8 protein-coding genes are annotated in these 13,478 nt (G+C 55.5%); 2 read left to right on the top strand and 6 right to left on the bottom strand.

What is annotated here, in order from left to right; all coding sequences use genetic code 11:
• Window positions 1-10: 10 nt before the first annotated feature.
• Both K7P01_RS07820 and K7P01_RS07815 read right to left on the bottom strand, forming a co-directional pair.
• Window positions 11-3,478, bottom strand: a complete 3,468-nt coding sequence (locus K7P01_RS07820; RefSeq protein WP_267291562.1) for a ThuA domain-containing protein — start codon at window positions 3,476-3,478, stop codon at window positions 11-13.
• Between the two features lie 24 nt (window positions 3,479-3,502).
• Window positions 3,503-5,401, bottom strand: coding sequence for a glycoside hydrolase family 3 protein (locus K7P01_RS07815; RefSeq protein WP_267291560.1), 1,899 nt, complete (start codon window positions 5,399-5,401; stop codon window positions 3,503-3,505).
• A gap of 86 nt (window positions 5,402-5,487) precedes the next feature.
• On the opposite strand from K7P01_RS07815, the gene K7P01_RS07810 reads away from it, so the two are divergent.
• A complete protein-coding gene (locus tag K7P01_RS07810; RefSeq protein WP_267291558.1) occupies window positions 5,488-6,237 on the top strand; it encodes an NUDIX hydrolase in 750 nt (249 codons plus the stop codon).
• A 26-nt stretch (window positions 6,238-6,263) separates the two neighbouring features.
• On the opposite strand, the gene K7P01_RS07805 is transcribed toward K7P01_RS07810, so the two are convergent.
• Window positions 6,264-6,590: a hypothetical protein gene (locus tag K7P01_RS07805; protein ID WP_267291556.1), complete on the bottom strand. Its 327-nt coding sequence runs from the start codon at window positions 6,588-6,590 to the stop codon at window positions 6,264-6,266.
• A 473-nt stretch (window positions 6,591-7,063) separates the two neighbouring features.
• On the opposite strand from K7P01_RS07805, the gene K7P01_RS07800 reads away from it, so the two are divergent.
• The gene (locus K7P01_RS07800; protein WP_267291554.1) at window positions 7,064-8,071 is read left to right on the top strand and encodes an alpha/beta hydrolase; all 1,008 of its coding nucleotides are present in this window, start codon (window positions 7,064-7,066) and stop codon (window positions 8,069-8,071) included.
• A 347-nt stretch (window positions 8,072-8,418) separates the two neighbouring features.
• Here K7P01_RS07800 and K7P01_RS07795 read toward each other — a convergent pair whose 3' ends face one another.
• The 3 genes from K7P01_RS07795 to K7P01_RS07785 all read right to left on the bottom strand — a co-directional run bounded on the left by K7P01_RS07795 (window position 8,419) and on the right by K7P01_RS07785 (window position 13,434).
• A complete protein-coding gene (locus tag K7P01_RS07795) occupies window positions 8,419-9,168 on the bottom strand; it encodes a DUF2807 domain-containing protein (RefSeq protein WP_267291552.1) in 750 nt (249 codons plus the stop codon).
• Between the two features lie 282 nt (window positions 9,169-9,450).
• Window positions 9,451-10,974: a hypothetical protein gene (locus tag K7P01_RS07790; RefSeq protein ID WP_267291550.1), complete on the bottom strand. Its 1,524-nt coding sequence runs from the start codon at window positions 10,972-10,974 to the stop codon at window positions 9,451-9,453.
• Between the two features lie 99 nt (window positions 10,975-11,073).
• Window positions 11,074-13,434, bottom strand: a complete 2,361-nt coding sequence (locus K7P01_RS07785; RefSeq protein WP_267291548.1) for an ABC transporter permease — start codon at window positions 13,432-13,434, stop codon at window positions 11,074-11,076.
• Window positions 13,435-13,478 lie beyond the last annotated feature (44 nt).

Raw genomic sequence — 13,478 nt, 5'->3', positions numbered from 1 at the left:
AGCGTTAAAGTTAATGGTAAATTATGTTTATCAGAATGAATCTTGCCTGCGTCGGATCGGCTTTTTCATTCTTATACATAAAATACAGATCGTGTTTGCCCTGCGTGGGCTTCAGGGGCGCGGTAACGATCGTCGGTTTAGGCGGCGTCTTGCCCATAAGCTCCATGACCACCGGCGTGATCATCGGCGATTCGCCTATCACTTCACCACCCGGGTAATCCAGGCGTACCTCTACGGTACCACCCGCAGCACCCAGCATATTTTCCGGCGCCATGGCCACAAAGGTAATGGCGCTGATGTCCGTCAGGTCTACTTGTTTGAAGATGAGGTGTGCGCCTTTGGACGTGCCGATCATCAGCTCGATCGGCGGGTCGGGCATTTTATACTTCTGTACTTTGTCCCATTGGTCGGCGTTGCCCGCCAGTACCGTGGCACTGCGCAGGGTCATGGTTTTCTCCGATGTGATCGGGGCAATGCCGTTCGCGCCGTGGTCGGTATAGGCGGCACGCAGGATGACAGCACCCTGACCGGGCGCGCCTTTCGGCAACGTAGGTGTATACGTGCCCTTGATCGGCAAGACTGGACCCGGCGCATTGCCCAGGCTGAGGATGTACTTCACGATCTCTTGTACATCGGGTTTTTTCAATTGCGGGTGCGCGGCCATGGCCGTCTCGCCCCATACCCCGCCACCCCCGGCGATGATTTTGTTCGTGAGGTAGTCGAGCGCTTTCGGATCATTTTTATACTTGGCAGCGACATCCAGGTAGCGTGGACCAATGGATTTTTTGTCGACGATGTGACACGATTTGCAATCGCTGTTGTCCATGAGCTGCTTGCCGACGGCAACAGAGGCCGCCTGATCCGCGGCCTGGTGACCTTGTGCCACCGCGATCTTATCATATCCTTCGAGGTAGTCGATCGACAGGGACACGTTATCCGCCGTGATCGTGCCCGCTTCGGTGCTGCCATCTTCTTTGTCCGTCACTTTTACTTCGTAGTCGAAGGGTTTGCCGGGGAAGAAGAAGCTGGTGTTGCCTTTGGTGATGTTGAACGACAACTGCGGCGGATCGTTTCCGGCTTCCAGGGTGATGGTCGCGGCAGACGTATCGCCTTTCGCATCGGTAACAGTCAGGGCCGCTTTATAGACGCCCGCTTTGTCCAGTGTAACAGATGAGGTTGCTCCTTCTTTCGCTGCGATCTCCTGGCCAGTGGCGGAGGTGATCTTCCAGCGATAGGTCAGGTCGTCGTGGTCATAGTCTTTGGTGCCTTCCGACGTGAGGTTGACAGTGAAAGGTACTGCGCCACGGGTATGGTCGGCCGCCATGCGGATGTGCGGCTTGCGGTTTCCACCGTTGTATTCAATCTTCACGAGACGGGCGTCATCGTTGCCCTGGAACCAGGCCGTGCCGTATTCGAGTATATACAGGTCACCACTGGGACTAAACGCCATGTCCATGGGATTGCTGAAGCGATGGCTCGGCATAAAACGCTCCATCGATACATAGTTGCCTTCTTTGTCCATGGTCACGGCCATGATCCAGCCGCGCATCCATTCGTAAATAAACAGCTTGCCGTTGTAGTATTCCGGAAAAGCGCGGGGTGCGTTGGTATAGTCTTCGGTATAGTATACCGGACCGGCCATGGCCGTGCGGCCGCCGGTGCCGAGCAGCGGGAATTCGGGTGAGGCATCGTACGGATACCAGATGAATGCTTTCTGCGCGGCGGGCAGGTCTTTCAAACCGGTATTGTTGGGCGATTCGTTGCGCGGCTTGGCCGGGTCGAATTTCGCGCCGGTTTTGTTGGCGGCAAAGTCATAGTCGAAGTAGGCTTTGTTGTCGCCTACAAAATAGGGCCAGCCATAGAAGCCGGGACCACGGGCCTGACCGATCTCGTCGTATGCGCGTGGCCCAAGCGTGGTGGAGTCTTTGCCGGCATCAGGACCGACATCACCCCAGTAGAGATAACCGGTCTTTTTGTCGACGTCTATGCGATAAGGGTTCCGGTTGCCCATGACGTAAATCTCCGGGCGCGTCTGTGCCGTGCCTTTCGGGAACAGGTTGCCGTCGGGTACCGTATAGGTGCCGTCAGCTTCCGGGTGGATGCGCAGGATCTTACCGCGCAGGTCGTTGGTATTGGCCGATGACTTCTGTGCATCCCACGGACTGCGATCGGGACGCTCGTCGATCGGCGCGTAAGCCGTGGCACGGGGACTGGTATTGTCACCGGTAGAGAGGAATAGATTTCCGTTTGCATCAAAGGCCATGGAGCCGCCGGTATGGCAACATTGCTCGCGTTGTACAGCGACTTCCAGGAGAACTTTTTTCGACTCTTCGATCAGTTTTTCGCCGCGCAGCTCATAGCGCACCAGCACGTTCTTGGGCGTAGATCCGGGATCGGAATAGTACAGGTATACCCAATGGTTAGTAGCAAAGGCCGGGTCGAGCACCACGCCCAGCAGGCCGTCTTCCGCTTCGCTTTCTTTGCCTTCTTTGTCTTTATACTTGGTGCTGACGGCAATGGTGGCGATGACCTTGGTCGTCTTTTCTTTTTGGCTGTAAAGTTTTACCGCGCCATGGCGCTCGACAAACAGGATGTCGTCGCCGGGCAGGATGGCGAGCTCCACGGGCTCGTTGAGTTTCTCATCCAGTACCACTTTGGTAAAACGGTTCTCTTCGGGCATGCGCAGGGTGTGGGCAACCTTGTAATTGAGCGGCTCGTCGCCGCCGAGTACAAATTGCAGTCCGCCCCACAGGTGGTGCAGGAACAAGGGATCGGAAAATGTTTCGTCGGTGTGGCCCAGGGCGGTATAGAACGCGCGACCGCCGTCGTAATTATGATACCAGGCCATGGGGTGGTTGTCGCCGTTGGTGCCGCCTTCGTACGATTTCTCGTCGATCGTCAGCAGTACTTTTATATCGGGGTTGATGTCTTTGAAGTTATAGAACTCGTCGTCGCGTTGCCACGGGTCGGGCAGTGAATCGGTGGCGGGGTTGTTCTTATCGACTACATGAAAGACGGCGTTGCGTACGTTCGGTGCGTTGGGGTGACTGGTGAAGTATGCACCGACCAGCTTGCCGTACCAGGGCCAGTCGTATTCAGTATCGGAGGCAGCATGGATCCCCAGGTAGCCGCCGCCGGCCTGGATGTAACGCTCGAAGTTGTTTTGCTGCTCGGCGTTGAGCACGTCGCCCGTGGTGCTGAGGAAGATGACGGCCTTGTAACGTTTCAGGTTTTCTTCGTGAAAGGCTGCGCTGTTCTCGGTGGTATCGACAACAAAGTTATGCTGCTTTCCGAGTTTGCGAATGGTTTCGATGCCGGCGCCGATCGACTCGTGCCGGAAGACCGTGGTCTTCGAAAATACGAGTACACGCGTGGGCTCGTCCGGCTGCCGTTTGCAGGCGCCGGTTACCGCCACGAGGCAGATAAAAGTAAGGAGGGCGGAAAATAGTTTCCGCGAAGACGCAAAGAGATTTCTCATGGGTACATGACTGGTTAACTTAGATTAATATTGGAGGCCGAAGCCAAAAGGATAAAGCGGCTTGGCCGAATCGTGTGGAAGGTCTTCTTTCTGTTGGCGCACGGCCTCCATGGATGAAGGCAGCTCGAAGGGAAGTTTTCCTTCCGGACGTGCTTTGCCAAAGAGTACATCCAGCAAGGCGGCATCGCTGGCGCCATAGTTCGCCACCAGCGCGCGGGCCGCGGCGTTGATTTCGGGAATGACCGCCGGCCGGTCGATGTATAGGTCGACTACCGTCGGCACGTGTTTGAGCAGTGCCAGGATGCTGTCTTTTTCGGCGCCTTTAAAGTCGAGGTCGCCATGGTGGAAGAGTTTGGCCATGGGGTTGTCTGTCTTTACGGCATACCACGGCGTACGCAGGCGGATGATCGCGATGTCTGCTTCTTCCGGGCGATTCACCACGGTACCATAGCGGGCCGCTGTTTCGCGATCCACGTTGCGTACATAGAGCTTCAGCTTGCCGATGGCTAAGGGTAATGTTTTGCGCCCTTTTACTTTATCGTTCTTGAGCAAGGTGATCGACCGGCGCTGGGCTACTGCGCCCGCTTGTTTAAATTCTTCTTTCCCCACAGTCTGCACGGCTTTCTCTACATCGACATACGGATTGTCGAATAATCCCAGGACAAACTTCTGGCGCAGCAGGCGTCGTGCCGAAACATCCACGCGCGCCATCGGCAGCTTGCCATGCATCACCAGGTTTACCACATGGTGTGTGCATTGCTCGCCGCCGAACTGGTCTACGCCCGCGTCGATAATTTTCAGTACACGTTCTTCTTCACTCAGCTGCTCGGCGCCCCAGGCGCGGGCGGGCCATACAACCGGCCCCATGTGGGCATCGGTCACCAGTCCCCAGTCGGTGCACACCACACCGTCGTATTTATACTTTTCGCGGAGCAGCCCGGTGATGATCTCTTTGTTATAGGCAAAGGCTACATCTTCTTTCGTCTGACCTTTGGGCACGCCGTAGTACGGCATGATGGCCGCCGTGTGTGCGGCGAACGCGCCTTCGAACGGAATGAGGTGATACTGAAAGTTGTTGCCGGGATATACTTGTCCTTTCTGGAATTCAAAGTGCGGGTCCAGTCCTTCTTTCTGCGGACCACCCCCCGTGAAGTGTTTCGTCATACAGGCAACGCCCTCCGGACCCAGCGTGGTGCCTTGAAAGCCGAGGATGTAAGCTTTTACCAGGCGCGACGATAACTGCGCATCTTCCCCGAACGTACCGCTGACCCGCGGCCAGCGCGGCTCGGTGGCCAGGTCGGCCATGGGGTGTAATGCTTCGCGGATGCCCACCGCCAGGTACTCTTGCCGCGCCATGTCGCCGTGTTGGCGCATGAGTGCCTCGTCGCCGATGGCGGCAAAGCCCAGTTGTTCTGGCCATTGTGAAAAGTCGTTGGCCGCGACCGCGAACAGCGCTTCGCTAAAGGCGTTACGGGGATCAGACGCCACCGTCACCGGAATGCCCAGGCGGGTCTTTTCTTCGGCGAGTTTTTGAATATTGTTGTACCACGTCGCCAGCGCACGTTTGCCCGGCACAGCCCAGACGTTGATGTGGTTCATGCGGTGTTCGAGGATCAGCCTGGCCGCTTGTGGTGCGAAGGCAAAAGGGCCCTGGCCGGGACGGTCGTCTAGGGAGCCGTCGTCGTTGATGCGTGCACCGTTGATAAAGAGCAGTCCGGCTTTTTCTTCCAGCGTCATCTGGCGCAGCAGGTCGTCTACGCGTTTCTCGACGGACTGGGAAGCGTCTTCGTAGACATCCATTTTACCGTTTTTATTGAGGTCGCGGTACGGCGGCGGATCGGGTAGGGTCCGCCAGGCAGAGGCACCTGCCAGCAACAGTGGCGGCAGGACGCACAAAAACAGTAGAGCGTGGGTACGTGTCATGATTGGGTTATTGTGTCGTAGTAACACAATGATACCTATTTCTTTGTTGCGTATGAAATACACATTGGAGTATTTATTTTAGCGGCATGGAGCTGAATGAGTTCGTGGAAAAGGGGCACGAGGTGTATTTGCGGCATCTCTCGATTGACTGTGTCATCATGGGTTTTCATGACGACCAGCTGAAGGTGTTGCTGTTAAAATGGAAGGAAAACGGCCAATGGTGCCTGCCGGGCGGCTTTGTGCGCAAGGAGGACTCACTCGATACAGCCGCCGCCCGTATTCTGCGGGAGCGCACCGGCCTGCAAGACATCTACCTGCAGCAGTTTCACACATTTGGCGATCCGGCGCGCGAACGCCATAAAGAGCAGTTTTTATGGCCCCGGTCTATGCCACCCGGCAGCTGGATGCACGACCGCTTCATCTCGGTGGGCTACTACGCCCTCGTGGAGTTTTCGCAGGTGACGCCCCAGCCCGATCTGCTGACCGACGAGTGTCACTGGTGCGACATCCACACCGTGCCGGACCTTATTTACGATCACAACGCTATTCTGGAAAAGGCTTTGGAGACGCTGCGCATGCGCCTGAACGACTACCCGGTCGGCTTGAACCTGTTGCCGGCGCGGTTTACCATGCCGGAGCTGCAGCGGTTGTATGAAACGATCCTGGACATGTCTTTGGACCGGCGGAATTTTCAGAAGAAGATGCTGGCGTTTGGGATCCTGGAACGTCTGAACGAACGAAAAACAGGCGGCGCCCATAAAGCGCCGTATCTATACAGATTTGATAGGAGGAAATATGAAAAGGCCCTGAAACAGGGCCTCAAGTTTGGTTTCTGATACAGCCCTGAAAGGGCGTAACAAATCTAGTGTGCGGCCTCCAGCTCCTGCATGGAGTGGATCAGGTCAAGCTCCTCGGGTGAAAACTCCGAAGCCGATTGGCGGGTCCGGCCTTCCATGAACGCTTCCAGGTTTGTATAGAAGCGCAAACGGTGTTTCCAGATCAGCTTGCCGCCGATCGCCTCTTTGACGTCGCGGATGTCTTCGCGCTCGTCGACCCAGTACATGTCATGTTTGCCATTGCCGGTGCCCATGTAACCCGTCATATATTTTATGCGGGCATGGTCCAGCCGCTTCCGGACTTCATGGCTGAAGTCGGACTTGCCGGTGATATATAATGTTGCCCATTCCATAGTTCGTTAGTATTTATGTGGTGCACAGCGCATGCGTTGTAAAGAAAGTTTGGCAGTTTAGGAGAAGGCCGTGCATTTCTTTGGAGGAAGGATCGCTTGTTCCTTCCGGTATAAAAAGTACGCACTACTAAGTACGGAACTATACTCGTGAAAGTTCTGTCGCAACCGAAAAATTATAGATAAATATTATAACAGTATAACGTTACACTACTCGCAACGTGTACTGTCTCCATCGGCAACGGCAGATAGACCGATCGTGAAGGGTTACAACCTGTATATACTTCTCTACACGTTACCGCTACCGGTCACACGCCGTGGACATAGGTGACGATGCCAACGAAGATGTCGGTCACCCATCGAAAGAAGATGACGTTTGTCGGGGTATATATTTCCCGATGGGATGGAGCGTGTACGCAAACGTGTGGCACGATGACGCATGTCAGGAAAAAGAATATCTTTAGACAAATATTCCTATGATCTCCAAACGTTTTATCAGGCTCACCGCGCCGGTGCTGATTATCGTGGCCCTGTATTTTCTCGGCCCGGCACCCGCCACCCCGGTGTATGACCCAACACTGCCGACCGTACCGGCCGAAGCCACGGCATTGGAGCACTATGTGACCGCAAACGAAGCCGCGCACAAACTGCGCCCGAACAACGAAGCGCGGATCATCTGGAACGACAGCACGCACAAAAAGACGCCCTATGCAGTCGTGTACCTGCACGGCTTCACCGCCAGCCAGATGGAAGGCGACCCGGTACACAAACGGTTTGCCAGCACAATGGGTTGTAACCTGTACCTGGCCCGCCTGGCCGACCACGGCCTGGACACCACAGAGGCCCTGATCAATATGACCGCCGACCGTCTCTGGACCAGCGCCAAACAGGCCCTGGCCATCGGTAAGCAACTGGGCGACAAGGTGATTCTCGTCGGCTGCTCCACCGGCAGCACACTGGCCCTGAAGCTGGCCGCGGAATTTCCAGCGGACGTACAGGCGCTGATCCACCTCTCACCCAACATCGCCATAAAGAATGATGCGGCGTTCTTGCTGAACAATCACTGGGGACTGTACATCGTCCGCGCCGTCATGGGCGGCAAATACGGCGAAACACCCCCGCCGATCGTACCGCCCGAACGTGCCCAATACTGGTACATGAAATACCGTCTGGAAGCAACCACCGAGCTGCAGGAGATGATCGAAACCACCATGACACAGGAAACATTTGAAAAAGTCCACCAACCCTCCCTCACGCTCTACTACTACAAAAACGAAGCGGAACAAGACCCCGAGGTAAAAGTGAGCGCCATGCTGGAAATGAACGCCCAGCTGGCAACCCCCGACAATTTAAAAGAAGCAGTACCCGTTCCCGAAGCCGGCGCCCACGTTATCGCCAGTGGCCTGCGATCAAAAGCCGTCGACAAAGTCTACGACATCATGGTAAGGTTCGCCCGCGAAAAGCTGGCCATGCCAACGAAGTAGCCAAGCCAGCCCTGAAAGGGCGTAATAGAATAGCCCAGGCCGGCGCGGCAGCGGAGGCCTGGGGCAGACAACAGATGACAAACAAGCCCTGAAGGGGCGTAACAATTCGACGCGCGGCAATAGTCCTGATGATTTGCTGGCGCAAGTCTTCCGACCGAAGGGCGTTCCGATAGCTATCGGAATGTGCCTAGTATGGCAGGGGGTCTCCCGACCCCCTAACGGCAACGTCGTAACCCGTGGCAACCACAAACACCCCAGCTCCCGTCACCCACAAAAAAAAACAGCGTAAGGATGTCCGCTCTCGCATTCACCCTCACACTGTTTTATAATCCCTCTCCAAAAAACTCTTAATACTTCAAATGATGGATCTCCGTATGCCCGAACATCAACCCCTTGCTTACTTCCGCGGTTCCATCATACGTCACGCGCGCTTCTCCAAACGAATTGATTCGTAGCTCATCCTGCGCGCTCACCTTCACTTTGCTTTCGCCGTAAATATTGGTAGTAGTGGAATAGCTGCGCAGCGGCTGCGTGTCGATCTTGTTGTCGCCAAAGAGCCGGTATTTCTGAAACTCGGCAATGCCGCCGCGGATCTTCAGATCATTCTCGCCATACAGGCTGGTACGCAGATCTTTTGTTTCAATCGATGCGAGCCGAATCTCATTCTGGCCGTACGCTTTCAGTACGAATTTGTCGGCATGCAGCGGACTCTTGCAGGTTAGCTCCTGTGCGCCGCGGATCTCGACGTGGCGAAGGGAACGGTACGTAACGTAGGCCGTAATGGTGGCGTCGCGGTAATAGCTGTGTTTGTTATGGCGACGCACGCGATCCATTTTTTCGGTGATCTTGGCATCGTCGAGGTAGATGTGCAGGGTTCTGCCATGTTCGCGAATGTTGATCTTGTCAGCCGATACACCCTGGTATACCAGGCGGATGCTTTCGTGGTCGCCTTCTTCCAGGATCAGGTTCACTTTCGGCGACGCGATGACCTTGTTAAAAGAATGCAGGTCTTTTTGTATTTCTTCCTGACCAGCAGCCGGCAGGACCAGCGCGCCCGCCAGGAGAAGGGGCAGGGAGAGACGTGTAAGGATTTTCATGCGGGTATTGTGTTGTTTCTCCTGAGACACCCAGCCCGCGCCATACCCCTATGGGTTCTGATAAAACTTTTTACTTTATCTATAGCTGGCACGAAGCGTCGCGTCAGATTCGATTGCTGGCGCAAGTATTAGCACCGAGCGTTAGCGCAGGTGCGGTACTTGTGCCCAGTATGGGGGCAGTCTCCGACTGCCAACGGTCACGTCGTAACCTACGCAACCATACACGCCCCCCACCTCCACCGACCTACGATATCCATCACAAGTCTCCAACGCCACTTCCCATCACAACAACGAAGCCAAATACCGCTTCAACGCCTCAAACAACTCCGACGACACTTTCTGAAATGTCTCATGATCCTCTTCAATGTACTGATCATTCCACGACCCCATGCCCCCAAACACATCGGCGAATTTCACCGCCAGCATGCCCCGCGAGCGGGCGGCGTCCCAGCTCAATTCCGTACAGAACGCTACGACCCACGCTGACAGGCGTACGCTCTCCACCACTTCCTGTGGAAATTCTGCCTGTGAAAGCTGCCCGGCCAGTTGCTCAACCTGCGCTACACCAAAGCTTCCCGCAGGCAACGGCATTTGCATCAGCCGCAGGTTGATGCGGAACAAATCCTGGAACGGCGAGTCGATGCGCGTGGCAAATTGATGGATCGCTTCAAGCGCTTGTACAAATGTCTTCTCCGTATCCGCAAGTGCTGCCGCCGTAAAAGCAGGCGCGTTTTCTACCGGACGGAAGGCATAGTGCTCCCACGGGTTTTGTGTGCTTTGCAAATTCCAGCGGTCTTTGTCGTTTGATCGCGCGGCCGCACGTTTCTGCTCCTCTTCATCAGGACCAAAGCTTTCAGACAATGCTTCGGGGATAACGGGCTTGACCCCACCGGCTTCGCACAAGGTGCAAATGGCGCGGCAGAGCGGAGTCACGATCTGCTCGAGGTCTTCGTCCGACATCGCGCGCAGTTTCTGCTCCCACCGTTCGGGTTCTACGATGGCAGCCGTCGGGTCGTATTCTTGTAAGGACGCGTTTAGTGTCTCCCAGGTCAGCAGGCCGAAGGGTTGGGCGTTGACCAGGTCAATAACCTCTTGCGCGGAAACGTCGCCCAGGGGATAGAGGTATACATATTCGCGGTCTTCGTCGAAGAAGGAGTAGTCGTATTTTACGAACAGCGATTGGAGATCATCGGGAATGATGAAGGGCTGCTGGCGCACGGTACATTCAATCTGTAGTTCTTTTACCAGGTCGGGCGCGAGCTGTTCAAAGACGTGGTGGCCTTCGGGTGATAGTAAATATTCAGCAGTTTCTTCGGGCTCGAACAGGCTGTGGTTATTCATGCCGTTGGATTCGAGGATAAGCTCGGCGGCACGGTCCCAGTGGTGTGCTTTGTCGGCTTGACTATCCAGCAGGGTGATGAATTGCTGCGGTGTGAGTTCGTATTGCGGACCGAAGTAGGTGGTGAGTGCGTACGCATGGATTTGCTGCGCGGTCTTTACGCGTAGCAGCAAGTCGGGGGTGCCCGCAAAGGCCGCGGCCATGTGGGCGGGCATGTCTTCGCGTTCGTCGAAGGCGTGATAGGACACGTGCACGCGTTGGATCTGCTCGCTGCGCAGGCGGCGGAGCCAGGTCGTGAAGGGTTCTTCGGTGTCACCTTGTTCGAAGCCGATCGACACGGCACCGGGTTTGCGTAGCGCTTGCAGCGAGTAGAGATTCTCCACGATAGCCAGGAGGCGATCGACGTCGGCTTCGGGTGCGCGTAGCAGGGTGGTGGTGAGGGCCAGGATGTGGTCGGTGCGTTTCATGGTGACAAAAATGAAAGCCCGAAGTAACGACATTCGCCGGATGACCACAAATCCGTGTGAGTGTGAGCGCGAGAGCGAACACACTCACACGGATTAATGCTATTCGTTGTTACGCAACGAGTTGGCAGGATTGCTCAACGCCGCGCGGAGTACCTGAACGCTCGTCGTCAGGAACGCCAACGCCAGCACGGCCACGCCCGTCACAGCAAAGGCTTGCCACGGCAAGTCGGTGTGATAGGCAAAGTTGGACAGCCAGCGGTCCATGGCATACCACGATATCGGCGCGGCCAGCACAAAGGCAATGACGATCAGGCGGATGAAGTCGCGCGAAAGCAATGTCACGATCTGCTGTACGGACGCGCCCAATACCTTGCGGATGCTGATCTCTTTGATGCGCTGCGACGCCGTGAAGGTTACCAGGCCAAACAACCCGAGACACGAAATGCAGATCGCGATGATCGAAAACGCATAGAATAATTTCTCCATGCGGGCTTCGCTGCGGTACATGTTGTCAAACTCCGCATCCATAAACTCGTAGTTAAAAGGATACTTGGAATTGTATTTCTTCCAAACCGTTGAGGCGCTGGCCACCGCGCGTGCGGGGTCGGTGGTTTTGACATAGACGAGCCACACCCAGCTTTTGGTGTGAAAGAATACCGTGGGTTCGATCTTTTTGCGGATGGAGGTGTGGTGAAAGTCTTTGACCACGCCAATGATGGTGGCCTTCTTCTCCCACAAGGTAAAGGTCTTGCCGATCGGATCGGTGATGCCGGCATTCTTTACCGTTGTCTCATTGAGGATGATGTGCGCGGAGTCTGCCGGTGCGCCGGTGAAGCCGCGGCCTTGTACAAGCTCGAGGTTGAGTGTGCCAAAGAAGTTTTCGTCCACGCCCACGGGGTGTACTATAAATCCTTCTTTAGGATCTTTCCCTTCCCAGTCGGTGTCGCCTGTGGACGCGCCGATCGACATGATGTTCTGGTTCGAGAAGGTGACGGCGGTGATGGCGGGGTCTTCTTTCAGTTCGTTGCGCACGCCCTCTTTGTTGTTGAACATGTCGCCGCCCAGGGCAAACGTCAGTACATTCTCTTTGTTGAAGCCGAGCGATTTTGTACGGATATAGTGCAGCTGGTTGCCGACGACCAGCGTGCCGGTAATGATGATCGCCGACAGGGCGAATTGCGTTACCACCAGTACTTTGCGGAAAGTGGAGTTGCCACCGCTGATAGCAAGTTTACCACGGATCACATCGATCGGCTTAAACGCCGACAATACCCAGGCGGGATAAAACCCCGATAACAGCCAGGTGATGACCAGTACACTCCCCGTGAGCATCATCACCTGCGGGTTGTCCAAGCGTACGGAAAGCTCTTTGCCCGAAAGCATATTGTAAAACGGAATGGTAAGCTGCATGATAAAGAATGCCAGGGCTACGGCCAGCATCGACAATACGGCGGATTCCGTCAGGAACTGGCGCACCAGGCGGCCGCGGTCTGCACCGGTCGTCTTGCGTACACCTACTTCCTTCGCCCGTTTCGTAGACCGGGCCGTGGCCAGGTTTACATAATTGATACACGCGATCAGCAGGATGGCGATGGCCGTCAGCGAAAAGATCTTGACCGTCTGCATGCCGGCCTCCTGGCCGTCGCGGGTGTAGAGGTGCAGTTGTGTCAGCGGCTGCAGCGTATAGTGCACGTTGGCGCCGTCTTGTGCCTTGGCGTGAATGGCGGTGAGTTGCTCGCCCACCTTTTCCGGCGCGGCAGCCGGGTTCAGAAGCAGGTAGGTATGGTAGCTATAGTTACCCCAGTCGGTCTCTAATGACTTCCAGTAGTCATTGGCCTCGTAGCGTTCCACCAGCCGTGCGAACGGGTAGAGCACCGACGCTTGAATGGTGGAGTTGGCCGGGAAGTCGGCTACAATACCACTCACCGTAAATTCATCTTTGTCATCCAGGCGTACCGTTTTGCCGAGCGGATCTTCGGCGCCAAATAGTTTCTTCGCCATGGATTCCGTCAGGACCATGGACTGGGTGGTGGGGAAGGGTTTCTGCGGATTGCCTTTGATCAGCGGGAAGTCGAACATGTCGAAAAAAAGCTCGTCCACATACGTGCCGCGCTCGTCGGTAAATTCACGACCCGCGCAGGTAAACAGGGTGGTGTTCCAATCCCGGTTCAGGCGCACCGTTTCGTAGATGGCGGGAATTTCTTGTTTGCCACGCGTACCAATCGGACCGGGTGTTGTTTCCCACGTCATCTTGTTACCACTGTTGACAAAGTTGGCGTTGACGTGGTAAATGTGGGGACCGTTTTTGTGAAAATTATCGAAGCTCAGTTCATCCTGAACCCACAGCAGCATCAGCACGGATGCCGCAATGCCGAGGGCCAATCCGCCGACGTTGATGCCGGCATATATCCTGTCACGAAAAAGGGTCCGGAAGGCAAGCCGGAAGTTGTGAAGAAACATAGCGATACAGATTAGGGTTGTATTATTAAGTATATTGTAGTATG

The organism is Parachryseolinea silvisoli (assembly GCF_021190955.1).
Classification (GTDB): domain Bacteria; phylum Bacteroidota; class Bacteroidia; order Cytophagales; family Cyclobacteriaceae; genus Ohtaekwangia; species Ohtaekwangia silvisoli.
This window is presented reverse-complemented; position numbering and strand designations above follow the sequence as displayed.

Bases quoted from the DNA above. Each gene is read 5' to 3' on its own strand.
- K7P01_RS07795 (WP_267291552.1), bottom strand. From the start codon at position 9,168: ATGAAAATCCTTACACGTCTCTCCCTGCCCCTTCTCCTGGCGGGCGCG.
- K7P01_RS07800 (WP_267291554.1), top strand. From the start codon at position 7,064: ATGATCTCCAAACGTTTTATCAGGCTCACCGCGCCGGTGCTGATTATC.
- K7P01_RS07790 (WP_267291550.1), bottom strand. From the start codon at position 10,974: ATGAAACGCACCGACCACATCCTGGCCCTCACCACCACCCTGCTACGC.
- K7P01_RS07815 (WP_267291560.1), bottom strand. From the start codon at position 5,401: ATGACACGTACCCACGCTCTACTGTTTTTGTGCGTCCTGCCGCCACTG.
- K7P01_RS07820 (WP_267291562.1), bottom strand. From the start codon at position 3,478: ATGAGAAATCTCTTTGCGTCTTCGCGGAAACTATTTTCCGCCCTCCTT.
- K7P01_RS07785 (WP_267291548.1), bottom strand. From the start codon at position 13,434: ATGTTTCTTCACAACTTCCGGCTTGCCTTCCGGACCCTTTTTCGTGAC.
- K7P01_RS07805 (WP_267291556.1), bottom strand. From the start codon at position 6,590: ATGGAATGGGCAACATTATATATCACCGGCAAGTCCGACTTCAGCCAT.
- K7P01_RS07810 (WP_267291558.1), top strand. From the start codon at position 5,488: ATGGAGCTGAATGAGTTCGTGGAAAAGGGGCACGAGGTGTATTTGCGG.